At 73.2% G+C, this 23,200-nt stretch carries 20 protein-coding genes; 17 read left to right on the top strand and 3 right to left on the bottom strand.

Features of this window, described 5'->3' with window-relative positions; translation table 11 throughout:
* Window positions 1-155: 155 nt before the first annotated feature.
* Window positions 156-2,753 carry an ATP-dependent chaperone ClpB gene (gene clpB, locus GFH48_RS19300; protein WP_153289452.1) on the top strand — a complete coding sequence of 866 codons (2,598 nt, stop codon included), beginning with the start codon at window positions 156-158 and terminating at the stop codon, window positions 2,751-2,753.
* A 553-nt stretch (window positions 2,754-3,306) separates the two neighbouring features.
* Window positions 3,307-3,837, top strand: a complete 531-nt coding sequence (locus GFH48_RS19295) for a YbjN domain-containing protein (protein WP_153289451.1) — start codon at window positions 3,307-3,309, stop codon at window positions 3,835-3,837.
* A 26-nt stretch (window positions 3,838-3,863) separates the two neighbouring features.
* Here GFH48_RS19295 and GFH48_RS19290 read toward each other — a convergent pair whose 3' ends face one another.
* Both GFH48_RS19290 and GFH48_RS19285 read right to left on the bottom strand, forming a co-directional pair.
* On the bottom strand, window positions 3,864-5,066 hold the full coding sequence (locus tag GFH48_RS19290) for a glycosyltransferase family protein (RefSeq protein ID WP_153289450.1): 1,203 nt from the start codon (window positions 5,064-5,066) through the stop codon (window positions 3,864-3,866).
* A gap of 106 nt (window positions 5,067-5,172) precedes the next feature.
* Window positions 5,173-6,363, bottom strand: a complete 1,191-nt coding sequence (locus tag GFH48_RS19285; RefSeq protein WP_153289449.1) for a pyridoxal phosphate-dependent aminotransferase — start codon at window positions 6,361-6,363, stop codon at window positions 5,173-5,175.
* A 433-nt stretch (window positions 6,364-6,796) separates the two neighbouring features.
* On the opposite strand from GFH48_RS19285, the gene GFH48_RS19280 reads away from it, so the two are divergent.
* From GFH48_RS19280 to kynU, 12 genes are all read left to right on the top strand, one after another.
* Window positions 6,797-7,231, top strand: a complete 435-nt coding sequence (locus GFH48_RS19280; RefSeq protein ID WP_153289448.1) for a hypothetical protein — start codon at window positions 6,797-6,799, stop codon at window positions 7,229-7,231.
* Between the two features lie 148 nt (window positions 7,232-7,379).
* Window positions 7,380-7,676 (top strand): hypothetical protein, encoded by a 297-nt coding sequence (locus GFH48_RS19275; RefSeq protein ID WP_153289447.1) that lies wholly within the window; start codon window positions 7,380-7,382, stop codon window positions 7,674-7,676.
* 592 nt (window positions 7,677-8,268) lie between these two features.
* On the top strand, window positions 8,269-8,811 hold the full coding sequence (locus GFH48_RS19270) for a DUF2617 family protein (protein ID WP_153289446.1): 543 nt from the start codon (window positions 8,269-8,271) through the stop codon (window positions 8,809-8,811).
* Window positions 8,812-8,979: 168 nt separating this feature from the next.
* On the top strand, window positions 8,980-10,623 hold the full coding sequence (locus GFH48_RS19265) for a polyamine aminopropyltransferase (protein WP_153289445.1): 1,644 nt from the start codon (window positions 8,980-8,982) through the stop codon (window positions 10,621-10,623).
* 87 nt (window positions 10,624-10,710) lie between these two features.
* On the top strand, window positions 10,711-11,664 hold the full coding sequence (locus tag GFH48_RS19260; RefSeq protein WP_153289444.1) for an SRPBCC family protein: 954 nt from the start codon (window positions 10,711-10,713) through the stop codon (window positions 11,662-11,664).
* A 501-nt stretch (window positions 11,665-12,165) separates the two neighbouring features.
* The gene (locus GFH48_RS19255; protein WP_153289443.1) at window positions 12,166-12,954 is read left to right on the top strand and encodes an aldose epimerase family protein; all 789 of its coding nucleotides are present in this window, start codon (window positions 12,166-12,168) and stop codon (window positions 12,952-12,954) included.
* A gap of 10 nt (window positions 12,955-12,964) precedes the next feature.
* Window positions 12,965-13,525, top strand: coding sequence for an orotate phosphoribosyltransferase (gene pyrE / locus GFH48_RS19250; protein ID WP_153289442.1), 561 nt, complete (start codon window positions 12,965-12,967; stop codon window positions 13,523-13,525).
* 161 nt (window positions 13,526-13,686) lie between these two features.
* Window positions 13,687-14,709 carry a class II fructose-bisphosphate aldolase gene (gene fbaA / locus GFH48_RS19245; RefSeq protein ID WP_153289441.1) on the top strand — a complete coding sequence of 341 codons (1,023 nt, stop codon included), beginning with the start codon at window positions 13,687-13,689 and terminating at the stop codon, window positions 14,707-14,709.
* A 61-nt stretch (window positions 14,710-14,770) separates the two neighbouring features.
* A complete protein-coding gene (locus GFH48_RS19240; RefSeq protein WP_153289440.1) occupies window positions 14,771-16,306 on the top strand; it encodes an MFS transporter in 1,536 nt (511 codons plus the stop codon).
* A 97-nt stretch (window positions 16,307-16,403) separates the two neighbouring features.
* Window positions 16,404-16,817: a DUF3151 domain-containing protein gene (locus GFH48_RS19235; protein ID WP_153289439.1), complete on the top strand. Its 414-nt coding sequence runs from the start codon at window positions 16,404-16,406 to the stop codon at window positions 16,815-16,817.
* Between the two features lie 201 nt (window positions 16,818-17,018).
* Complete coding sequence (locus tag GFH48_RS19230; RefSeq protein WP_153289438.1) at window positions 17,019-17,867, top strand: tryptophan 2,3-dioxygenase family protein; 849 nt, start codon at window positions 17,019-17,021, stop codon at window positions 17,865-17,867.
* Window positions 17,860-19,047, top strand: coding sequence for a kynureninase (gene kynU / locus GFH48_RS19225; protein ID WP_153289437.1), 1,188 nt, complete (start codon window positions 17,860-17,862; stop codon window positions 19,045-19,047). The genes GFH48_RS19230 and kynU overlap by 8 nt, the downstream gene beginning before the upstream one ends.
* Window positions 19,048-19,164: 117 nt before the next feature.
* Here the strand turns inward: kynU and GFH48_RS19220 are convergent, their stop codons facing one another.
* Window positions 19,165-19,773 carry a TetR/AcrR family transcriptional regulator gene (locus tag GFH48_RS19220; RefSeq protein WP_153289436.1) on the bottom strand — a complete coding sequence of 203 codons (609 nt, stop codon included), beginning with the start codon at window positions 19,771-19,773 and terminating at the stop codon, window positions 19,165-19,167.
* Window positions 19,774-19,956: 183 nt separating this feature from the next.
* Between GFH48_RS19220 and GFH48_RS19215 the strand changes: the two genes are divergently transcribed.
* The 3 genes from GFH48_RS19215 (at window position 19,957) to GFH48_RS19205 (ending at window position 23,138) form a co-directional block, all read left to right on the top strand.
* On the top strand, window positions 19,957-20,850 hold the full coding sequence (locus tag GFH48_RS19215; protein WP_153289435.1) for an alpha/beta hydrolase: 894 nt from the start codon (window positions 19,957-19,959) through the stop codon (window positions 20,848-20,850).
* Between the two features lie 216 nt (window positions 20,851-21,066).
* On the top strand, window positions 21,067-22,410 hold the full coding sequence (locus GFH48_RS19210) for a sensor histidine kinase (protein WP_153289434.1): 1,344 nt from the start codon (window positions 21,067-21,069) through the stop codon (window positions 22,408-22,410).
* A complete protein-coding gene (locus tag GFH48_RS19205) occupies window positions 22,407-23,138 on the top strand; it encodes a response regulator (protein ID WP_228120700.1) in 732 nt (243 codons plus the stop codon). Before GFH48_RS19210 ends, GFH48_RS19205 begins: the two co-directional genes overlap by 4 nt.
* Window positions 23,139-23,200 lie beyond the last annotated feature (62 nt).

Raw genomic sequence — 23,200 nt, 5'->3', positions numbered from 1 at the left:
GTAAGTCGCCCCGGGTTCACCTTGAGTGGAATAGACTCAACTTTGTGTACGTTGGGTGAGTCAGTCCGTGCGGGAGGTCCGCGCGGGAGGTCCGTACGGCCGGTCCGTACCGGAAGTCTGTTCAGGAAGTCCGTGCACAGGAGGAGAACGCGAACGTGGACGCCGAGCTGACCAACAGGAGCCGGGATGCGATCAACGCGGCCACCAGCAGGGCCGTGTCCGAGGGGCACCCGGATCTGACCCCCGCGCACCTGCTGCTCGCGCTGCTCGGGGGGCAGGACAACGAGAACATCATCGATCTGCTCGCCGCCGTCGACGCGGACCAGGCCTCCGTGCGGGCCGGCGCCGAGCGTGTCCTGGCCGCCCTGCCGAGCGTGACCGGGTCCACCGTCGCACCGCCGCAGCCCGACCGCGAGCTGCTCGCCGTCATCGCGGACGCGGCCGACAAGGCCAAGGAGCTCGGCGACGAGTACCTGTCGACCGAGCACCTGCTCATCGGCATTGCCGCGAAGGGCGGCCGGAGCGGGGACGTACTCTCGCAGCAGGGCGCCGGTGCGAAGAAGCTGCTGGAGGCGTTCCAGAAGACCAGGGGAGGGCGCCGGGTGACGACCCCGGATCCCGAGGGCCAGTACAAGGCACTCGAAAAGTTCGGTACGGACTTCACGGCCGCCGCGCGCGACGGCAAGCTCGACCCGGTCATCGGCCGGGACCAGGAGATCCGCCGGGTCGTGCAGGTGCTGTCCCGGCGCACCAAGAACAACCCCGTCCTCATCGGCGAGCCGGGCGTCGGCAAGACCGCCGTCGTGGAGGGTCTCGCCCAGCGGATCGTGAAGGGCGACGTGCCCGAGTCCCTCAAGGACAAGCGGCTGGTCTCGCTCGACCTCGGCGCGATGGTGGCCGGGGCGAAGTACCGGGGCGAGTTCGAGGAGCGGCTCAAGACCGTCCTCGCGGAGATCAAGGACTCCGACGGACAGATCATCACCTTCATCGACGAGCTGCACACGGTGGTGGGCGCGGGCGCGGGCGGCGACTCCTCGATGGACGCCGGCAACATGCTCAAGCCCATGCTCGCCCGCGGTGAACTGCGCATGGTCGGCGCCACGACCCTCGACGAGTACCGCGAGCGGATCGAGAAGGACCCCGCCCTGGAGCGCCGCTTCCAGCAGGTCCTGGTCGCCGAGCCGAGCGTCGAGGACACCATCGCGATCCTGCGCGGACTCAAGGGGCGCTACGAGGCCCACCACAAGGTCGTGATCGCGGACAGCGCGCTGGTGGCCGCCGCGACCCTCTCCGACCGCTACATCACCTCCCGCTTCCTGCCCGACAAGGCCATCGACCTCGTCGACGAGGCCGCGTCCCGGCTGCGCATGGAGATCGACTCCTCCCCCGTCGAGATCGACGAACTCCAGCGCTCCGTGGACCGGTTGAAGATGGAGGAACTCGCGCTCAGCAAGGAGACGGACGCCGCCAGCAAGGACCGTCTGGAGAAGCTGCGCCGCGACCTCGCCGACAGGGAGGAGGAGTTGCGCGGGCTGACCGCCCGCTGGGAGAAGGAGAAGCAGTCCCTCAACCGCGTCGGCGAGCTGAAGGAGAAGCTCGACGAGCTGCGCGGACAGGCCGAACGGGCCCAGCGCGACGGTGACTTCGACACCGCCAGCAAGCTGCTCTACGGCGAGATCCCCACCCTTGAGCGGGACCTGGAGGAGGCCTCCGAGGCGGAGGAGGAAGCCGCCGGCGACACGATGGTGAAGGAAGAGGTCGGCCCGGACGACATCGCGGACGTCGTGGGCTCCTGGACGGGCATCCCCGCCGGGCGGCTCCTGGAGGGCGAGACGCAGAAGCTGCTGCGCATGGAGGAGGAGCTGGGCCGCCGGCTGATCGGCCAGAGCGAGGCCGTGCAGGCCGTGTCGGACGCCGTACGGCGCACCCGCGCCGGCATCGCCGACCCGGACCGGCCCACCGGATCCTTCCTCTTCCTCGGCCCGACCGGCGTGGGCAAGACCGAACTCGCCAAGGCCCTCGCGGACTTCCTCTTCGACGACGAGCGGGCCATGATCCGCATCGACATGAGCGAGTACGGCGAGAAGCACAGCGTCGCCCGGCTGGTCGGCGCCCCGCCCGGCTACGTCGGGTACGAGGAGGGCGGCCAGCTCACGGAGGCGGTGCGACGGCGCCCGTACAGCGTCGTCCTGCTCGACGAGGTCGAGAAGGCGCACCCGGAGGTCTTCGACATCCTCCTCCAGGTGCTGGACGACGGGCGGCTGACGGACGGACAGGGCCGGACGGTCGACTTCCGCAACACCATCCTGATCCTCACCTCGAACCTGGGCAGCCAGTTCCTGGTGGAGCCGCTGACCTCGGCGGAGGAGAAGAAGCAGCAGGTCCTGGAGATCGTCCGGGCCTCTTTCAAGCCGGAGTTCCTCAACCGGCTCGACGACCTGGTGGTCTTCTCGGCCCTCGACCGGCAGGAGCTGGAGCGCATCGCCCGGCTCCAGATCGAGCGCCTCGCGCGGCGGCTGGCACAGCGCCGGATCACCCTGGAGGTCACCGACCCGGCCCTGGCCTGGCTGGCGACCGAGGGCAACGACCCGGCGTACGGCGCCCGGCCGCTGCGCCGCCTCGTCCAGACAGCGATCGGCGACCGGCTCGCCAAGGAGATCCTGGCGGGCGAGGTCAAGGACGGGGACACGGTCCGGGTGGACGCCTTCGGGGACGGCCTGATCGTGGGACCCGCGACCGGCAAGACGCTGTGACACCGATGGGCACGGGCGCTCCGCGCGGGTGAGGCGCCGGGGGTGGTCCGCCCGGGGTGGGGTGCCGGAGGTGAGGCGCCGGGGGTGACGAGGGCGGGCGTCCCCGCCCTCGTACCGGACCCACGTCCGGACCGGCCTTCCGGCCGCCGGCACCGTTGCCGCCCCCGCCCCCGCCCCCGCCGCCGGGGTCGGCATCGACACCGGGATCGGTACGGGCACCGGGAGGGGCGTCCACACCGGCACCGCTGCCGATCCCGGTGTGGGGGAGAGCAGTGGTTCCCGGGCCGGCCCCGCACCGCCCGCGTGGTCACGTTTGTGAACGGATCGGTGTCCGGCAGGGGGCGGGACGACACCGCGCCCGCGCCCCGCCGGGTCTTCCCCACCCGGGCCGGGAGGCCGCCGTACGGGGCCCCGCGACCCCTGCGACGACGGGTTCCGCCCCCGTCGCCGGTGACGAGATCATGCCGCCCCGGCCGACAGGCCCCGTCAGGGGTTGCCACTCCCCGCCCCGGATGGGGGAGGATGGCGGTATCCGTACGAAGGGAAATACACGGTGAGCATCGACCCGTCCTCGATTCCGAATTTCGGGGGCCAGCCCGAGCCGCAGCCCGGCGGACCGGCGGGCCCCGTCGTCCCGGATCAGGACCTCGTGAAGCAGCTCCTCGATCAGATGGAGCTGAAGTACGTCGTCGACGACGAGGGTGACCTCGCGGCGCCGTGGGAGGAGTTCCGTACGTACTTCATGTTCCGCGGCGAGGGAGACCAGCAGGTCTTCTCGGTGCGGACGTTCTACGACCGGCCGCACCAGATCGACGAGAAGCCGACGCTGCTGGAGTCGATCGACGACTGGAACCGCCGCACGCTGTGGCCGAAGGTCTACACCCACACGCACGACGACGGCACCGTCCGCCTGATCGGCGAGGCGCAGATGCTGATCGGCACCGGCGTCGCCCTCGAACACTTCGTGTCGTCGACGGTCAGCTGGGTGCGGGCCGCCATCGAGTTCGACAAGTGGCTCGTGGAGCAGCTCGGCCTGGAGCAGGAAGTGAACGAGGCGGACAAGCCCGAGGACGACGACGAGTAGTCCTCCCGCTGGTTTTCCGCCAGGTTCTACAGCGGCGTGTGCGCGATGACGACGAGATACGCGCCGTAGGCGAACGAGAGCCCGGCCAGGGCGCCGACCACCAGGACGGCGTGCCAGGGCCGGGCTCTTGCCGTCCGCACCAGTGCCCGGGCCAATGGCAGCAGCAGCGGGAACGCGGGCAGCAGGAAACGCGGCTTGCACTCGAAGAACCCGGCGCCGCCGAGCGCGACCAGCAGCAGGACGCCGCTGTGGACGAGCAGCGGCAGCGGGGCCCGGTCCGCGATCAGCAGCGCGTACAGCAGCACGGCCGCCGCCACGATCACCAGCGACATGGGGAACACGAAGCGGTCCCCGCGCAGCAGCAGGTGCTTGACGAAGCGCAGCGCGCCCACGCCGAAGTCGAAGCGCGAGCCCCACAGCCGCTGCACCTCGAAGTACCCGCCGAGCGGATCTCCCTGGCGGCGGCCCACCCACAGCACATAGCCGCACCAGCCGAGCGGCGCCAGCGCGGCGCCCGTCCACAGGCTGTGGGGAACTTTCCGGCCGCGCCGCCGGCAGACCTCGCAGGCAGCCGCCGCGAGGACCGCCGCGGCGACCGCGAACCCGTTCGGCCGCGACAGGCCCGCGAGCGCCGCCAGCGTGCCGGCCCACAGCCAGCGCCCGGTGAGCACCGCGTACAGGGACCAGGCGGCGAAGGCGGTGAGGACGGGCTCGGTGTACGCGAGGGACAGCACCACCGAGTGCGGGAGCAGGCCCCAGAGCAGGACGAGCGCGGTGCCGACCGCGCGGCCGTGCAGCCGGGCCCCGATCGCGTAGATCCCGCACGCGGCGGTCACGGCCGCCAGCCAGGACACCAGCAGGCCCGCCGCGCCTCCGCCGAGCGGGGTCACCGCCGTGACGGCCCGGACGAGTCCCGGGTACAGCGGGAAGAACGCCAGGTCGCTGTGGACGACGGTGGGTCTGAAGTGCTGGGCGCGTACGTAGCCGTGTGCCGCGATCCCCAGGTACCAGAGGGAGTCCCAGGAGCGTCCGAGCAGGGCGAGGGGGTGCTTGCCGTTGGCCCGGGCGGTCCCGGCGAGCACCAGGACGCCGACGAGCCGGGCCACGACGAACAGCCCCAGCGCGTACACGACGGCGGGCAGGCCTCGCCCGGACGGTGCCGCGGGGGCGCGGTCCTCGTCACCGGGCTCGTGGACGGCGGGTGCCGGAAGGGTACTGGCGTGGGTCACACCCGAACTCTGCGTCCCTCACGGGGTGTTTGCGAGTGTTGCGCGTCCGCGTGGGTGCGGTTCCGCCCGCTCCGGCGCGCCGCCCCCGGGAGCCGCGCCCCGCGTGCTAGCGGGCCGCCCGGAGCCGCCGGGCCGCGGCTTCCAGCACCTCGGTCCGCTTGCAGAAGGTGAAGCGCACGAAGGGCGCGCCCTCCTCCCGGTGGTCGTAGAAGACCGCGTTCGGGATGGCGACCACCCCGGCGCGCTCCGGCAGGGCGCGGCAGAACGCGAAGCCGTCGCTCTCGCCGAGCGGGCGGATGTCCGTGGTGACGAAGTACGTGCCGGCCGGCCGGAAGACCTCGAATCCGGCCGCCGTGAGCCCGGCGGCCAGCAGGTCCCGCTTGGCCCGCAGGTCCGCGCGGAACGCCTCGAAGTACGTGTCCGGCAGCGCGAGCGCCTCGGCCACGGCGTACTGGAACGGTCCCGAGGCCACGTACGTCAGGAACTGCTTCGCCGACCGTACGGCGGTGACGAGGTCCGGCGTGGAGGTGATCCAGCCGACCTTCCAGCCGGTGAAGGAGAAGGTCTTGCCGGCGCTGCCGATGGTGACGGTCCGCTCGCGCATCCCGGGGAAGCCGGCCAGCGGCACGTGCTCGGCGTCGTCGAACACGAGGTGCTCGTACACCTCGTCCGTCACGACGAGCAGGTCCCGCTCGACGGCGAGCTTCGCGATCTCGCCGAGCTCCTCGCGGGAGAGGACGGTGCCGGTCGGGTTGTGCGGGGTGTTGAGGAGCAGCAGCCGGGTGTTGTCCGTGACCGCGTCGCGCAGTTCGTCGAGGTCCAGCCGGAAGCGGCCCTCGTGCGGGCGCAGGGTGACCGGGACACGGGTGCCGCCCGCCATCGCGATCCCGGCCGCGTACGAGTCGTAGTACGGCTCCAGGGCGATGACCTCGTCCCCGGGCTCCACCAGGGCCAGCAGGCTCGCGGCGATGGCCTCGGTGGCGCCCGCGGTGACCAGCACCTCACGGTCGGGGTCGTACGACAGCCCGTAGTGGTGCTTCTGGTGCGCGGCGATCGCCGTCCGCAGTTCGGGCACGCCGGGCCCCGGCGGGTACTGGTTGCCGCGTCCGTCGCGCAGCGCCCTTACGGCCGCCTCGCGGATCTCCTCGGGCCCGTCCGTGTCGGGGAAGCCCTGGCCGAGGTTGATCGAGTCGGTGCTGAGCGCCAGGGCCGACATCTCGGCGAAGATCGTCGTGCCGAACTCGGTGAGTCGGCGGTTGAGCAGCGGACGGCGGCCGTTGGAGGTCATGCCGGTCATCCTGCGCCCAAGCCGTGGAGTTCCTCAACTCACCCGCCGTCCGGCCGCGGCCCGCACCCGGGCGTCGGAGACCGGCCGGGACGCGCCTTCGCGACGGACCGAAGCGCCTTGCCGGGAGGCGGCCGGGAGCAGGCCGCGGATCAGCGCTCCGTCGAGGAATTTCCGGGCGCGACAAAGGCGCGACAAGGCGTACGGCGCGACCCGCGAGCGGCGGCAGCCGCCCGGGAACGGCTCTCGCGGCGGACTCGGAACCGTGTGAGAACCCCGTGCGGCGGGCGGGACGAATTCGCTCCGGAGCCGCACGGTGTGACGGTGTCCCCGGAATGTCCCGTAAGTCCTCGCGTTCGTGCGGCCATTGCCGGTGACGGCGGCGCCGTCGTGTACGCGTGCGATCGCGTTCGAACCGTACCTGCGGGGGGACAGGGAAGGGACCATGGAGTTCCTCGGCCGGGCGGCCCGTGCTCTGGAGGCGGCCCGTCCCGCCCCGGACTCGCCGGACTTCCTGTCGTGGAGCGACCACGCCTTCCCGATGTTCGAGACGCTGTCCAAGACCCTCCTCGGATACGGAGAGGTCCCGCGGGCGCTGGATTCCACCGCGAGGCTCGTCGAGATCAACCCGAACGACCATCGGGCGTGGGCCGTACACGGTCGTGCGCCGGCCCACGCCGGTGATCTCGACGCGGCCGTCCGGGCCTGGGAGCGGATCCTCCCGCTGGGCGCACTCCCCGTCGCGGCCGCCGCGTTCCACCTCGGCTGGGCGCACGGGCAGCTCGGTGACGCCGACCGGGCCCGCGCCTTCCACCGCCTCTCGTACGCGGTCGACCCCACCCCGGAAGCGATCGCCGGAAGGGCGACGGCATCCGGGTGAGACAGGCCGGGGCCGTTCCCGCGTCGTGACCCTCAGAAGTTCCTCAACTCTGCTTTGGCCGACGTGACGTGGGGGCATCCCCCTGTCACGCACGACGCGAGGCGCCCACGGGGGGTCGTCTCGGGGGGAACGAAAGGAGGGTGACGCCATGATCATCGGCATCATCCTGGCGGTCTTCTTCATCGTCCTGGTCGGTGGGCTCAGGGCCAACCGCCGCAGCCGCGGGAAGGCCGGTTCGCCGAAGGCGCGGAGCTCCCGCTCGCGCGGGGGTGTCCTCGGGGGCGGAGCCGGCGGTGGCGGCAGTTGGTGGGCCGGCGGGGGCGACTCGTCCGGCGGCGGCCACCACGGGGGTCACCACGGCGGTCACTCGTGCGGCGGCGGCCATTCGTCGTGCGGAGGCGGCTCGTCCTGCGGTGGAGGCGGCGGATGCGGTGGAGGCAGCTGACACGGGGCAGCCGAGCTCCGCGGCACGCGGAGGTGCCCGCCGGGAACGACTTCCGGCGGGCACCTCCGCGTACGGGCCGGGGCGGGGGTACGGGGCCGGGGCGACGGGACCGGGTGGCGGCGGGACCGGGGCGGCTGCCGGGCGAGGGGCACGGAGCGCCGGCCGGGAGGGGCGCGGGGGGTGTTCGGGAGGGTGGTGCCGGGGTGCGGCCGGAAAAATCACGAGGACGCGCCGGTGCCGCCGCCGGCTTCCCTTCGCGAGCCGTTCGGGGGGCTTTCCGGGGGCCGTGACCGGCGCGTGTTGCCGCGCTCTGGGAGGCCGTTCGGGGCTTCCGCTTCCGCGCGCCCGGCGCGCGGCGTGGTTGAACAGTTGAACTGTGGAGCCCTCGGTGGGATGGAAACCCTACGAAGTTGGGTAAAAACGCTGTGGTGGCACCACAGTTCATGATTCCCTCTAAATCGCCAACGCGGCCCTCGGATCGTCCCTTCCTGACAGGGCTGACAGGGCTGACCGGGCTGACCGGGTCGATCCCCTCATACCGACCGGGTGCGCCGGACCCCCACCTCCCTTTGCGTGCTAGCGGAGCCGACCCATGCTCACGACCCTGAACACCGCCTACACCGACACGCGCGCGGCCGACCTCGCGTGGGCCCTGGGGCGCGAGCCGCTGCCCGCGCTCGCCACCCTCGACCTCGAACTCGAAGGAGCGAGACTGCAGTTGCGGCTCCTCGGCGCGTCCCACCAGGTTCTCCTCGAGGAGGAGCGGGGCAGCTGTTCGGAGACCGTCGCCTGTATCGCCGGCAGCAGCACGCCGCTTCCCCTCGGCGTGGCCAAGCGGGTCGGCGACTGGGAGTACGAGTTCGCGGCGCGCGTCGAGACCCTTTCCCGCGGCTCCTTCGCGGGCCGCGCCCAGGAGTTGCTCGCCCTGGTCTCCGACCACCCCAACGGACTCGTCGGCGTCTTCCCCGGCAGTCCGCACGCCTTCACCGCCCTGCTGGCCCAGCGCCACGAGGGCCAGGTCCACTGGCGGACGTGGCACGCCTACCCGCAGGACGGCCAACTGGTGGCGACGCGGACGAGGGTCGGGGTGCGCGTGACGGCCGACGCCGATCTGCTCAGCGCCTCCGTCGGGTGAGGCGGTGCGACTCCGGTCCGCCGGGATACGGCCGTTGAGACGAACCGGGGGCCGGGGCCGGTGGCGCCGGACGGCGGCCGCACCTGCCCCGGCAACCGTACGGGCGAGCGCCAGATCCACACGTGTGGGTGACGAGACGTAGTGCCGGTGTGACGTAGCGTTCCCAGCGTGATCGAACCGCACGCGCCTGCTCCTCCCGGCGTGCCGTCGCCCCGGGGCGTCCAGGGCCAGGCGCGGCTGCCCGTCCGTCCGGGCACCGGCCGGTTCCTCGTCCTCGCGGGCGTGTTCGTCTGCGCGGCCTGCGGACTCGTGTACGAACTGGAACTCGTCGCGCTCGCCTCCTACCTGGTCGGCGACTCGGTCACGCAGGCCTCGGTCGTGCTGTCCGTCATGGTCTTCGCCATGGGCGTCGGCTCCCTCGCCGCCAAACGGCTGCGTCCCCGTGCGGCGGCCGGTTTCGGCGCGGTCGAGGCCGCGCTCGCGCTGGTCGGCGGGTGCAGCGCGATGGCCCTGTACGCCGTGTTCGCGTGGACGGGTGGCTGGGGCGGCGTCTGGGCGAGCGGGTCGCGGTACCTGCTGGCCGCCTTCTCGCTCGCCATCGGTCTGCTGATCGGCGCCGAGGTCCCCCTCCTCATGGAGTTGATACAGCGCATCCGCCGCCAGGACCCGGGCGGCGCGGTGGCCGACCTCTTCGCCGCGGACTACGTCGGCGCCCTCGTCGGAGGCCTCGCTTTTCCTTTTCTGCTGCTGCCCCGGCTGGGGGAGCTGACCGGCGCGCTGCTGACCGGGGCGGTGAACGCGCTGGTCGGCGGCGCCCTCGTGCTCGGCCTGTTCCGCCGGGACCTGAGCAGGCGCGGGCGGTGGCTCCTGCTGATCGCCAATGTGGTGGTCCTCGGCCTGCTCGCGACGGCCGCCGTACTCGTCGACGACTTCGAGCACGCGGCACGGCAGGCGGTGTACGGCCGGGACGTGCGGGTGGCCCTCCGGACCGGCGTGCAGGAAGTGGTCCTCACCGGCGGCACGCGCGGACGCCCGCTCGGCCTCTTCGTCGACGGAAGCCCGCGGGCCGGCGGCCGCGACGAGCACCGCTACCACGAGGCGCTGGTGCACCCCGCGATGAACGGGCGCCGCGCGCGCGTGCTGGTCCTCGGCGGCGGCGACGGACTCGCGGTCCGCGAGGTGCTGCGCTATCCGGACGTCCGCCGGGTCGACGTCGTCGACCGCGACGCCGGGTTGGTGCGGCTGGCGCGCCGGGACCCGGCCCTGTCGGCGCTCAACGGCCACGCGTTCGACGACCCGCGGGTGCGTGTGGTCACCGCCGACGCCTTCTGCTGGCTGCGCGGGGACCCGCCCCCGTACGACGTGGTGATCTCCGACCTGCCGGACCCCGGCATCACGGCGAGCACCAAGCTGTACTCGCAGGAGTTCTACGGGCTGGCGAGCAGGGCGCTGTCCGACGGCGGGCGACTGGTGGTGCACGCCGGGCCGGTCACCTCCCGCCCCCGTGTCTTCTGGACGGTCGAGGCGACGCTGCGGGCCGCCGGCCTGCGCACGACCCCGTACCGGGTGGGCGGGCGCGACTCCGTCTCCGCGGCCGGACCCGGCGGTGCGCGGGACGCGTCCCGGGCTCCGCGCGACTGGGGGTTCGTCCTCGCGTCCACCGAGGGCACGCCCCTGCGCCTGGACCCCCGCGGGCCCGCTCCGCGCTCGCTCACGCCACGGTCCCTCGCGGCGGACGCACGGGCCGCGTGGCTCACCCGGATCACCGCGGTGGCGCCCTCCACGCTGGTGCATCCGCGCTACTCCGAGTGACACGGGGGGCGGGGGAATGGGCGAATGACACGGGAATCCCTTGATACGCGGGTGCGGTTCGCACCGGCCTGGGTAGGCTCGGCCGACATGGAGCATGAGGTGTTCGTTCCGGTTGCGGCCGAGCGGCTGAGGGAGGCGCTGGCCGATCCCGCGCGGGTGGCCCGGGCGGTACCCGGGCTCCAGCAGGACGCCGGCACCCCGCCCGTCTCCGGGCGACTGCGCGTCCGCGTCGGCGGCCACACCATCACCTATCGCGGGGCGGTGCGGGTCGTCGCGCGGGACGACGGCGCGTACGCCGTCGAGGGGGACGGTACGGAGGCCCGTGGCACCGGAACCGTGAAACTCGCCCTCACCCTCCGGCTGGCGCCGGCCGAGGGCGGCACCACCCTCGTCGTCACGGGCACCGCCACGGCGGACGGGCGCCTGGGTGAACTCCCCCCGGCCACGGTCGCCACGGCGGCGACCCGTCTGCTGAACCGCTTCGCGGAGAACCTGGCGGCCGGTACGGGCGAGTCCCCCGGGGAGGGGGGCGGGTCCGCGGACGGGAGTGGATCCGGGTCCGGGGACGGCGCGCGGTCCGGTGCGAAGACGGAGACCGGGGGCGAGCGGGGTTCGGAGTCCGAGGTCTCCGCTGCCGGGGGCTTTGAGGCGGGTGCCGAGGACGAGGACGCGTCCGGTCCGGAGGATGGGGCCGAGCCCGAGTCCGGGGCCGGGGGCGGCGTGACGGACTCCGTCTTCGACGCCGAGGTCCCGCCGCCGTCCCTCGATCCCCTCGCCGGGGACGACGAGGAACCGGCTCCGACGGCTCCGGGCCCCGTGGACAGGGAGGACTCCATCGCCGAGGCGGCGCACGCGCGGCGGACGATGATCGGGCGCAGCGCGGAGGAGGTCGACCATGCGCCGCCGCGGGGGCGGTACGCGCCGGTGCCGGCGCCCGAGGCGGACGCGGCGCGGGCGACGCTTCGGTGGGCGGCGCCCGCCGCGGCGGTGGCTCTGGCCTCGGCGATCGTGGTCACCCGAGCCCTGCGCAAGCGACGCTGACACCTTGCCGGTGTCTTGCCGCCCGTACCCGGGGCTCCGCCGCCCCCGGACCCCGCCAAGGGGCTGCCGCCCCCGGACCCCGCCAAGGGGCTGCCGCCCCCGGACCCCCGCATCGCCCGAAGGGCTCGTCCTCGAACGCCGGACGGGCTGGAGATGCGGGCCCGCGCTCAAAGGTGCCGGGCCTGCGGCCCTGAGAGGTGCCGAGTCCGCGGCGAAGTGAGCCAGGCCCGCGGCGCGGCAGGCGCCGGACCCGGGCTGAAGAGTGTCCGGCCCATGCGCGAAGGTGGCGAGCCCGCGCTGGAAGCTGCCCGGTCCGCGGCGAAACGTGCCGGGCCCGTGCCGGAAGACGCCGGTCGTGGGCGCGTGTCTTTCAGCCCGTCCGGCGTTTGTCAGCCCGTCCGGCGTTCGAGGACGAGGTCGTTCAGGCCGATGCGGGGGTTCCGGGGCGGCAGCCCCCGGGTGCGGGACGGCCGGTGGAACCGGACCAGTAGGGTCGACTCCGTGAGTAACGAAGACATCACGCTGACCGCGGGCGACGCGGAAGTGACCGTCACGCCGGGCAATGGCGGACGGGTCGGCAGTCTGAAGGTCGGCGGCGTGGAACTGCTGCGCCAGGGTGAGAAGTTCGGGTGCTTCCCGATGACCCCGTGGTGCGGCCGGATCCGCGACGGCCGCTTCCTGGACGGCGCGACCGTCCGGCAGATGCCCCTCAACTCCCCGCCCCACGCCATCCACGGCACCGCCCGCGACGGCGCCTGGCGCACCGCCCGCGCCGACGGGCGGGAGGCCGTCATCACCTACGACCTCGTCGCCCCCTGGCCCCATCCCGGCCGCGTCACCCAGGCCTTCACCCTGACCGAGGACGCCTTCACGCTCACCATGTCCGTGGAGACGCACGATTCGTCCTTCCCGGCCCAGATCGGCTGGCACCCCTGGTTCAACAGGACCCTGGAGGGAGAGGGCGTCCAGGTCGGTTTCACCCCCGCCTGGCAGGAGGAGCGCGGCGCCGACCACCTGCCCACCGGCCGTCGTGTCGACCCCCTCCCCAGCCCCTGGGACGACTGCTTCGGGATGCCCGACGGCGTCGACGTCACCCTCACCTGGCCCGGCCGGCTGGAGCTGAAGGTGGCCAGCCGGGAGGAGTGGGTCGTCGTGTACGACGAGCAGGAGGCGGCGGTGTGCGTGGAGCCGCAGACCGGTCCGCCGAACGGACTGAACACCCACCCGCGCCTGGTCACCCCCATCGAGCCGCTGGAGGCGTCCATGACCTGGAGCTGGCGGCGCCTCTAAGCTGGCGGGCATGAGTGACGTCAACGCAGGCACACGCGGCGCGCTGCTGCAGCAGATCAAGGACAAGGCCGTGGTGCACGGCAAGGTGACCCTCTCCTCGGGTCTGGAAGCCGACTACTACGTGGACCTGCGCAGGGTCACGCTGGACGGCGAGGCCGCGCCGCTGGTCGGGCAGGTGCTCCTCGACCTCACGGACGGGCTGGACTTCGAGGCGGTGGGCGGCCTCACCATGGGCGCCGACCCCGTCGCCGGGGCCATGCTGCACGCCGCCGCGGCCCGGGGCCGGAAGCTGGACGCCTTCGTCGTACGGAAGGCGGCCAAGGCGCACGGCCTGCAGCGCCGTGTGGAGGGCCCGGAGATCAGGGGGCGGCGGGTGCTCGTGGTCGAGGACACCTCGACCACCGGCGGCTCGCCGCTCGCCGCCGTCGAGGCGGTCCGGGAGGCCGGCGCCGAGGTCGTCGGCGTGGCGACGATCGTCGACCGGGCGACCGGCGCGGCCGAGAAGATCGAGGCCGGCGCCGGAGTGCCGTACCTCTTCGCCTTCTCCAAGGACGAGTTGGGCCTGGACTGACGACGGGTCCGTGATCCCGCCGGACCCCGGGGTCCCGCATGCCGGACAGGGTGACCGGAGCACCGGGTCACGTCTGGAAAGATGGGGCCGACGATGACGTCGCCCCCTAGGTCAGGGCCGTAAACAGCAGAACGCCACCCGCACATACAAGGAGCGGACAGATGCCCATCGCAACCCCCGAGGTCTACGCCGAGATGCTCGACCGGGCGAAGGCAGGCAAGTTCGCCTACCCGGCCATCAACGTGACCTCCTCCCAGACCCTGCACGCTGCGCTGCGCGGCTTCGCGGAGGCGGAGAGCGACGGCATCATCCAGATGTCCACCGGTGGCGCGGAGTTCCTCGGCGGCCAGCACAAGAAGGACATGGTGACCGGCGCGGTCGCGCTCGCCGAGTTCGCGTACATCGTCGCCGCCAAGTACGACATCACGGTCGCGCTGCACACGGACCACTGCCCCAAGGACAAGCTGGACACCTACGTCCGGCCGCTGCTCGACATCTCCGCCGAGCGCGTCGCCAGGGGCGAGAACCCGCTGTTCCAGTCGCACATGTGGGACGGCTCCGCCGAGACCCTCGCCGACAACCTGGCCATCGGTCAGGAACTGCTCGCGAAGGCCGCCGCCGCGAAGATCATCCTTGAGGTCGAGATCACCCCGACCGGTGGCGAGGAGGACGGTGTCTCGCACGAGATCAACGACTCCCTGTACACCACGGTCGACGACGCGATCCGCACCGCCGAGGCCCTCGGCCTGGGTGAGAAGGGCCGCTACCTGCTCGCCGCGTCCTTCGGCAACGTGCACGGCGTCTACAAGCCGGGCAACGTCGTCCTGCGCCCCGAGCTCCTGAAGGAGCTGAGCGACGGTGTCGCCGCCAAGTTCGGCACGGCGTCCCCGTTCGACTTCGTCTTCCACGGCGGCTCCGGCTCCTCGGCCGAGGAGATCGCCACCGCGCTGGAGAACGGCGTCGTGAAGATGAACCTCGACACCGACACGCAGTACGCGTTCACGCGTCCGGTCGTCGACCACGTGTTCAGGAACTACGACGGCGTCCTGAAGGTCGACGGAGAGGTCGGCTCCAAGAAGACCTACGACCCGCGGACCTGGGGCAAGCTGGCCGAGGCCGGCATGGCCCAGCGGGTGACCGAGGCCTGCGCCGCGCTGCGTTCGACGGGCACGAGGATCAAGTAACCCCACTCCGGTCAGGGCTCGGCACCTCCAAGGTGCCGGGCCCTTCCGTATGCTCCGGAGTATGGCTGTGCCCTCGCAGGAAACACCGGCCGTACGGATCTCCACGCCCGCGGGCAGATGGATCCTGCTGACCACCGTGCTCGGCTCCAGCATGGCCATGCTGGACTCGACCGTCGTCAACGTCGCGCTGCCGCGGATCGGCCGTGACCTGGACGCGAGCCTGGCCGCCCTGCAGTGGACCGTGAACGCGTACATGCTGACGCTGGCCGGTCTGATCCTGCTGGGCGGCTCGCTCGGGGACCGTTTCGGGCGCCGCAAGATGTTCGTCCTCGGTGTCATGTGGTTCGCCTCCGCTTCGCTGCTGTGCGGGCTCGCGCCGAACGCGGGCGTGCTGATCGCGGCCCGTGCCCTGCAGGGCATCGGAGGCGCGCTGCTGACCCCGGGCTCCCTCGCGCTCATCCAGGCCTCCTTCCACCCGGACGACCGCGCGAAGGCCGTCGGCCTGTGGTCGGGCTTCGGCGGCATCGGCGGGGCGGTCGGCCCGTTCCTCGGGGGCTGGCTGGTGGACGGCCCCGGCTGGCGCTGGGTCTTCCTGCTGAACATCCCGCTGGCGCTGGTGTGCGTTCCCGTGGCCCTGCGGCACGTCCCGGAGTCCGACGCGGGCAGCGCGGTGGCCGGCCGGGACAAGGAGCCGGCGGGCGGGCGGCCGCGTCGCAGCTTCGACGTGCTCGGCGCGTCGCTGGGCGCGGTGGCGCTCGCGCTGGTGACGTACGCCCTGATCGAGGCCAGGAGCGGGTCCGTGCTCGTGTGGGTGACCGCCGTCGCGGGGGTGGCCGCCGGCGTGGGCTTCGTGCACGTCGAGCGGACCCGGTCCGATCCGATGATGCCGCCGGACATCTTCGCGTCACGGCAGTTCACCGCCGTCAACCTCGTCACCCTGTGCGTGTACGCGGCCTTCGGCGGCTTCTTCTTCCTGACCGCGCTCCAGCTCCAGGTCGTGGCCGGCTACTCGCCCCTCCAGGCGGGGACGGCGCTGCTGCCCACCACCGCGCTGATGCTGCTGTTCTCCGCCCGCTCCGGCGAGCTGGCCCAGCGCATCGGGCCCCGCATCCCGCTCACGGTGGGCCCGCTGCTGTGCGCGGTGGCCATGCTGATGATGCTGCGCGTCGGCAAGGACGCCGTGTACGTCAGCGACGTGCTGCCGGCGCTGCTGGTGATGGGCGCGGGCATGGTGACGCTGGTCGCGCCCCTGACCGCGACGGTCCTCGCGTCCGTGGACACCGGACGGGCGGGCCTGGCCAGTGGCATCAACAACGCGGCGGCCCGGGTCGGCGGTCTCCTCGCGGTGGCGGCGCTGCCGGTGCTGGTGGGCATGGGCCCGGAGGCCTACCGCTCGGCGGACGCCTTCGACTCCGCGTTCCGGCGCGCGATGCCGCTGTGCGCGGGCGTGCTCGTCGTGGGGGCGGTACTGGCCTTCGCGACCGTCCGCAGGCCGGCCCCCGACTGCCGCCGCCCCCAGTGCCGTACGCATGGCTGTGTGACGACGCCGCCGCTGGAGCCCCAGCGCGTGGCGGCGCCGGGAAAGCTTCCGTCCTGAGCCGGCGCGGGCGGTCCGGCGGCTCCCGCGGAACCAGTTGCTCCGGAGGGGGCGGGCGGACGTCACCGGGCACCGGCGATGCAGCAGACTGGAACCCATGACGATTCACGAGAACCTCCTCGGGGGACCGCCCCCGACCCACCTGCCCGACGACCCGGAGCCCCGCGAGCTCCTGGCGAACGGCACGCCGTCCGCCGACGTCGCCGCCAAGTACCCGACCTCCTCCCTCGCCTGGGCGCAGCTGGCCGACGAGGCGTACGAGCGGGGCAGCGTCGTCGAGTCGTACGCGTACGCCCGTACGGGTTACCACCGCGGGCTGGACTCCCTGCGGCGCAGCGGCTGGAAGGGCCACGGCCCGGTGCCGTGGGAGCACGAGCCGAACCGCGGCTTCCTGCGCGCCCTGCACGCCCTCGCCCGCGCCGCGCAGGCGATCGGTGAGCAGGAGGAGTACGAGCGCTGCAGCCAGTTCCTGAAGGACTCCTCGCCGGCGGCGGCGAAGACGCTGGGCTAGTGGCGCGGCGGGCGAGGTCCGTCCCGAGGGGGCGGACCCGGCCCGCGCCGCCGAACCCGTGGGGCCCGTCCGGCGGGTGTGACCGGGCGGGTCTTGCGTTTTCGGGGGACGATTGCGCAGGATTCCCGGTGGGGACCGGGGCCCCCGTGTCGATGACGGCAGGGGCGGACCGCTACCCGGAGCACGTATCAGGAGACAGCGATGTCGTCCCATCTGGCCCGGCCCGAGGTGGCCCAGGCGCCCGAGACCCCGCATCTCGACTTCCACGGCACCACGCCGTACGAGGACTACGTCCAGGCGGACGTCCTCACCCACTTGCAGCACATCCGCTCCGACGACCCCGGAGAGATGGTCTTCCTGGTGACCACCCAGGTCATGGAGCTGTGGTTCACGGTCATCGTGCACGAGTGGGAGACCGCGGCGCAGGCGCTGCGCGAGGACCGGCTGCCCGTCGCCGTCGCGGCCCTCAAGCGGTCCCTGCGGGAGCTGGAGGCGCTGAACGCGTCCTGGCGGCCCCTCGCGCAGCTCACGCCGGCGCAGTTCAACTCGTACCGCTCCGCGCTCGGCGAGGGCTCCGGATTCCAGTCCGCGATGTACCGCCGGATGGAGTTCCTGCTCGGCGAGAAGTCCGCGTCCATGCTGGTCCCGCACCGGGGCGCGCCGCGCGTGCACGCCGAGTTGGAGAAGGCGCTGCACGAGCCGAGCCTGTACGACGAGGTGCTGCGGCTGCTCGCGCGGCGCGGGCACGCGGTCCCGGCCGCCGTGCTGGAGCGGGACGTGTCGCTGCGGTACGAGCCCTCGCCGGAGGTGGAGGCGGTGTGGACCGCACTCTATTCCGGGGACGAGGGGAACGACCTGGCCCGACTCGGGGAGGCGCTGACGGACGTCGCCGAGCTGGTGTGGCGATGGCGCAACGACCATCTCGTGGCGACGCGCCGCGCGATGGGCGCGAAGGCGGGCACGGGCGGCTCCGCCGGGGTGGCCTGGCTGGAGAAGCGGGCGCAGAAGAACGTGTTCCCGGAGCTGTGGACGGCGCGCAGCCATGTCTGAGTCGTACGCCGGGAAGGCGGCGGCGCTCGACGCCTTGGACGAACTCGCGAAGCTGCGCGACCGGTTCGTGCTGGACGACGTGGTGTACCTGGACGGGAACTCGCTCGGCGCGCTGTCGGTGAACGTCGCCGGCCGGGTCGACGACGTCGTCCGCAGGCAGTGGGGTGAGCTGCGGATCCGGTCCTGGGAGGAGAGCGGCTGGTGGACGGCGCCGGAGCGGATCGGCGACCGGATCGCGCCCCTGGTCGGCGCGGCTCCCGGTCAGATCGTGGTCGGTGACTCGACGAGCGTGAACGTGTTCAAGGCGCTGGTGGCGGCGGTGCGGCTGGCCGGTGCCGGGCGGGACGAGATCGTCGTCGACGCGACGACGTTCCCGTCGGACGGCTACATCGCCGCGTCGGCGGCCCGTCTGACGGGCTGTGAGCTGCGTCCGGTGGAGCCCTCGGCGGTGCCGGACGCCCTCGGGCCCCGTACGGCGGCGGTGCTGCTGAACCACGTCGACTACCGCACCGGCCGGCTGCACGACCTGCCGGCCCTGACGTCCGCGATCCACGACGCGGGCGCCGTGGCGGTCTGGGACCTCTGCCACAGCGCGGGCGCCCTGCCCGTGGACCTGGACGCCCACGGCGTCGACCTGGCGGTCGGCTGCACCTACAAGTACCTGAACGGGGGGCCGGGTTCGCCCGCGTACCTCTATGTCCGGACCGGCCTGCAGGAGCGTTTCGACTCCCCGCTGCCCGGCTGGAACTCGCACACGGACCCGTTCGACATGAGCGCGGAGTTCATACCGGCGCCGGGTGCCCTGCGGGGCCGGGTCGGTACGCCGGACATCCTCTCCATGCTGGCCCTGGAGACCGCGCTGGAGGTGTGGGACGGGGTGTCGGTCGACGCGGTCCGGGCCAAGTCGCTCGCGCTGGGCGACTTCTTCCTGGACTGCGTCGCGGCGTACGTCCCCGGGGGCCGCGTGGAGTCCGTGACGCCGTCGGCCCACGCCGAACGCGGCAGCCAGGTCTCCCTGCGGTGCGCGGACGCGGGGGATGTGATGAAGCGGCTCATCGCACGCGGTGTGGTCGGTGACTTCCGCACTCCGGACATCCTCCGCTTCGGCCTCACCCCGCTGTACGTGGGGTTCGCGGACGTGGAGCGGGCGGCTCGGGTGCTGGGGGAGACGCTGGGTTAGGGGAGAGGCCGGGCAGGGGGAGGCCCGGCCGGGGGAGAGCCCGTCGGCGGGACGCGGGCCCGGTGCGCCCGGAACTTCCTGCGGGCGCACCGGGCCCGCGTCCCGCCGGGCGCCGGGTCAGTCCCCGACGACGTACACCCCGGACACCGCGGCCGCGAACGCCGCCTCTGCCGCCCGGTCTGCGGCGGCCTCGTCCGGTACCACGCCGGTGGTCAGCACCGTGTAGTAGAGGGGCGCCGACACCGCCCGTACCACCAGCGAGGGATCGGTCCCCGCCGGCAACTCTCCCCGGGCCACGCCCTGTTCGACGCACGGCGCCCACTCGCCCACCCGGACGTCGTAGAACCGCCGCAGCGCCTGCGCCGTACGCGCGTCGGACGTCGCCGCGGCGATCACCGCCCGGAACAGCGGCCCCTGCCGGGCGTCGGCCAGCGTCCGGCGCACCAGCGCGGCGTTGGCGCGCAGGTCACCGAGGACGGACCCGGTGTCGGCGCGCGGCAGCGACTGCTCCGCCATGTCGCCCAGCAGGTCGGCGACCAGGCCGGTCACCGACCCCCACCGCCGGTACACCGTGGTCTTCCCGACCTCCGCGCGCCGTGCCACGTCGGCGAGGTCGAGATGCGCGAACCCCTGCTCGGCGAGCACGTCCCCGGCGGCGCGCAGTACGGCCGCGCGGACACGGGCGGTGCGCCCGCCGGGACGCACGGTGCCGGGCTCGGCGGACATGACGGACTCCTTCACGGTCGGCTGCCTGTACCCGCCCAGCGTAACGAGACAGCAGAACCGTTTGCCCCTCACCGAGCGTGACATCCGGGTGTAGGCGCACGTCACGGGCCTGATACCGTCCCCGCGAGCGGCCGATATCTCTCCCGGTCCGCCAAATCCGTTTCACCGCTGAGAGGTTGGAGCATGTCGGACGACGCCGCAGCACGGGACGCCGCAGCACGGGACGCCGCCGAGGAGGCGTCGGCCTTCTCCCATTCGCCCGTCGACCCCGACGTCACCGCCGTGTACGGCGACCACCCCGACCAGGTGATCGACTTCTACGCCCCGCGCGATCCCGACCCCGCGCTGCCCGTCCCGCTGGTCGTCGTCCTGCACGGCGGTGCCTGGCGCGCCCCGTACGACCGCCGGCACATCACCCCGTTCGCGGACTTCCTGGCCCGTCGCGGCTTCGCGGTGGCCAACGTCGAGTACCGCAGGGGCACGGTGCTTCCCGCGCAGGGCGGCGAGAGTCCGGTGGCCGGCCGCTGGCCGGACACCTTCGACGACGTCGCGGCGGCGCTCGACGCGCTGCCCCGGCTGGTGAGCGCGCATCTGCCGGGGGTGGACCCCCACCGCACGGTCGTCACCGGCCACTCCGCCGGCGGCCATCTCGCCCTGTGGGCCGCCGCCCGGCACGTCCTGCCCGCCGACGCCCCCTGGCGCACGGACCGCCCCGCCCCGCTGCGCGGCGTCGTGGCCCTCGCCCCGATCGCCGACTTCCAGGTCGCCGAGAAACTGGACGTGTGCTCCGGGGCGGCCCGCCAACTCCTGGGCGGTGAGGCGAGGTTCGCGGAACGCCAGCCCTACGCGGACCCCGCCCACCTGCTCCCCACGGGCATCGCCACGACCCTCGTACAGGGCCGCACCGACCTGGTCGTGCCGCAGGCGGTCGCCGAGTCGTACGCGGAGGCCGCGGCACGGGCCGGCGAGGTGGTCGGTCTGACGCTCCTGGAGGACGTCGGCCACTTCCCGCTGATCGATCCGGCGGCGGACGCGTGCGCGGTGGTCGCCGAGGAGATCGCCCAACTGGCCTGGTGACGGGGACGGCCGCGACCGCCCGGCACCCCTCGGCCCCGCCCGTGGTTCGGCCGGCTCTCCGCCGGGTGCGCGCGTGGTCGGCCCGGCACTCCGCCGGGCCCGCCCGTGGTTCGCCCCGCACCTCTACGGGCCGGCCCGTAGTACCTGAGACGGATCCGGCAGGACCCTTCTCACAGGTGACGACGGCGACCCGGCGGGCGGCCTACCGTTTCGAACGTGACCGAGACGACCCAGACGCAGCTGACGCCGCCGGGCGGGGCCAAACCACGCAGGCCGGAGATCCGGCTGGACGTGGACGCCCTGCGCGGACTGCGGCAGGACCTGCTCCACGATGCCTTCGCCTACCGGCCGCTCCCGCGCATGCGGGTGGACGGTCCGCTCACCCGACGTCTCCCCGAGGGCGTCAGGGTGTACGCGGCCTGGGCTCCGCACGCCGTCACCGTCGGGTGCGGACTGTTCGCGATGGCCGTCGCGAGCACCTCGGAGGACGGCGGCCCCGCGACCCGGAGTCTGGTGCCGGGCTTCCTGGTGCTGCTCCCGGTCCTGCTGACGCTCGTCCGGCCGGTGGGTGCCTTCTGGTTCTCGCTCGCGGCGACACCGTTCGCGGCCGTGTTCAGCCACAGCTGGGGCGACTGGCCCTGGCCGCCGGGCGCCTTCCTCTGCCACCTGGTGGTGCTGACGGTGGTGGCGCTGCGGACACGGCCGCGCACCGCGGCCTGGATGTGGGTGCTGACCGCGCTGTACGGGATGGCGGCCGAGACCCTCTTCGGCGCCGGGCACTACGAGACCGACTCGGTGCCCCTGCTGTTCCTCGCCGCCCTGGCCCTCCTCGTCGTCACCGTCCTGCACATCCGCCGCGCGGCGGAGCGGGAGGTGACCGCCCAGCAGTCCGTGACGGCCCACGAGCGTTCCAAGCGCACCCTGCTGGAGGAGCGCACGACGATCGCGCGCGAGCTGCACGACGTGGTGGCCCACCACATGTCGGTGGTCGCCATTCAGGCGGAGGCGGCGCCCTACCGGGTGGAGAATCCGCCGCCCGAGCTGGAGCAGGCCTTCGTCACGATCCGGGAGAACGCGGTGGCGGCGCTGACCGAGCTGCGCCGGGTCCTCGGTGTCGTACGGGCCGAGGACTACGAGGCGCCGGACGCCCCGCAGCCCACCCTCGCCGACCTGGAGGCGCTGCTCGCCAACGTGCGGGACGCGGGCCTGAGCGTGGAGAAGGTGGTCACCGGCGCGGTGCGCGAACTCCCGCAGGGCGTCGAGCTGTCGGCGTACCGCATCGTCCAGGAGGCGCTGAGCAACGCGCTGCGGCACGCGCCCGGTGCCACGGCCCGCGTCGAGATCGGCTACGTCCTGGGCGGGCTCGGCCTGCGGATAGTCAACGGCCCCGCGCCGGCCACGAACCTGGTGAAGTCCACGCACGGCGCGGGCCACGGCATCACCGGCATGCGGGAGCGCGTCACGATGCTGGACGGCGAGATGACGACGGGCGAGACGGACGACGGGGGATACGAGGTGACGGTGTTCCTGCCGGTGCCCGTGGCGGAGGAGTCCGGATGACGGGCGGGACGGGCGGGACACCGGACCGCACGACCGGCGGGGCGGTGCCCGGGACGGCGGGCGGCGCCATCCGTGTGCTGATCGCCGACGACCAGGTGATGGTCCGCGAGGGGTTCTCCGTGCTGCTCGGCGCGATGCCGGACATCGAGGTGGTCGGCGAGGCGGTCAACGGCCGGGACGCGGTCGAGCGGGTGCGTGAACTCGGCCCGGACGTCGTGCTGATGGACATCCGCATGCCGGAGCTGAACGGCATCGAGGCGACCCGGGAGATCGTCGCGGCGGACAGCACCGCGAAGGTACTGGTGCTCACCACCTTCGACCTGGACGAGTACGTGTACCAGGCGCTGCGCGCGGGAGCCTCCGGCTTTCTGCTCAAGGACGCCTCCGCGCGCCAGCTCGCCGACGGGGTGCGGGTGGTCGCGGCGGGCGAGGCGCTGCTCGCGCCCTCGGTCACCAAGCGGCTGATCACCGAGTTCTCCAAGCTCGCCGACGCCCCACGGCTGTCGGCCACGGCGCAGGCGGCCTACGGCGACCTGACCGAGCGCGAGACGGAGGTGCTGGTCCTGATCGCGCAGGGTCTGTCGAACGCGGAGATCGCCTCGCGGCTGTTCGTCGCGGAGTCCACGATCAAGACCCATGTGAGCCGCATCCTGGTGAAGCTGGGGCTGCGGGACCGCACCCAGGCGGCGGTCTTCGCCTACGAGGCGCGGCTGATCACGCCCAGGTGACCCGCCGGGTCCCGGGGCGGGGCGGCCGGGGCGGACGGCACGGGGGACCGTCCGCCGAGACG

The sequence above is a fragment of the Streptomyces fagopyri genome, assembly GCF_009498275.1.
Classification (GTDB): domain Bacteria; phylum Actinomycetota; class Actinomycetes; order Streptomycetales; family Streptomycetaceae; genus Streptomyces; species Streptomyces fagopyri.
The sequence above is the reverse complement of the archived record's forward strand: the minus strand, read 5'-3'. Positions and strand labels throughout refer to the sequence as shown.

Coding starts and splice junctions, on each gene's coding strand:
- GFH48_RS19285 (WP_153289449.1), bottom strand. CDS start 6,363: ATGACCGGCATGACCTCCAACGGCCGCCGTCCGCTGCTCAACCGCCGA.
- GFH48_RS19280 (WP_153289448.1), top strand. CDS start 6,797: ATGGAGTTCCTCGGCCGGGCGGCCCGTGCTCTGGAGGCGGCCCGTCCC.
- GFH48_RS19275 (WP_153289447.1), top strand. CDS start 7,380: ATGATCATCGGCATCATCCTGGCGGTCTTCTTCATCGTCCTGGTCGGT.
- GFH48_RS19270 (WP_153289446.1), top strand. CDS start 8,269: ATGCTCACGACCCTGAACACCGCCTACACCGACACGCGCGCGGCCGAC.
- GFH48_RS19260 (WP_153289444.1), top strand. CDS start 10,711: ATGGAGCATGAGGTGTTCGTTCCGGTTGCGGCCGAGCGGCTGAGGGAG.
- pyrE (WP_153289442.1), top strand. CDS start 12,965: ATGAGTGACGTCAACGCAGGCACACGCGGCGCGCTGCTGCAGCAGATC.
- fbaA (WP_153289441.1), top strand. CDS start 13,687: ATGCCCATCGCAACCCCCGAGGTCTACGCCGAGATGCTCGACCGGGCG.
- GFH48_RS19240 (WP_153289440.1), top strand. CDS start 14,771: ATGGCTGTGCCCTCGCAGGAAACACCGGCCGTACGGATCTCCACGCCC.
- GFH48_RS19235 (WP_153289439.1), top strand. CDS start 16,404: ATGACGATTCACGAGAACCTCCTCGGGGGACCGCCCCCGACCCACCTG.
- GFH48_RS19230 (WP_153289438.1), top strand. CDS start 17,019: ATGTCGTCCCATCTGGCCCGGCCCGAGGTGGCCCAGGCGCCCGAGACC.
- kynU (WP_153289437.1), top strand. CDS start 17,860: ATGTCTGAGTCGTACGCCGGGAAGGCGGCGGCGCTCGACGCCTTGGAC.
- GFH48_RS19220 (WP_153289436.1), bottom strand. CDS start 19,773: ATGTCCGCCGAGCCCGGCACCGTGCGTCCCGGCGGGCGCACCGCCCGT.
- GFH48_RS19215 (WP_153289435.1), top strand. CDS start 19,957: ATGTCGGACGACGCCGCAGCACGGGACGCCGCAGCACGGGACGCCGCC.
- GFH48_RS19205 (WP_228120700.1), top strand. CDS start 22,407: ATGACGGGCGGGACGGGCGGGACACCGGACCGCACGACCGGCGGGGCG.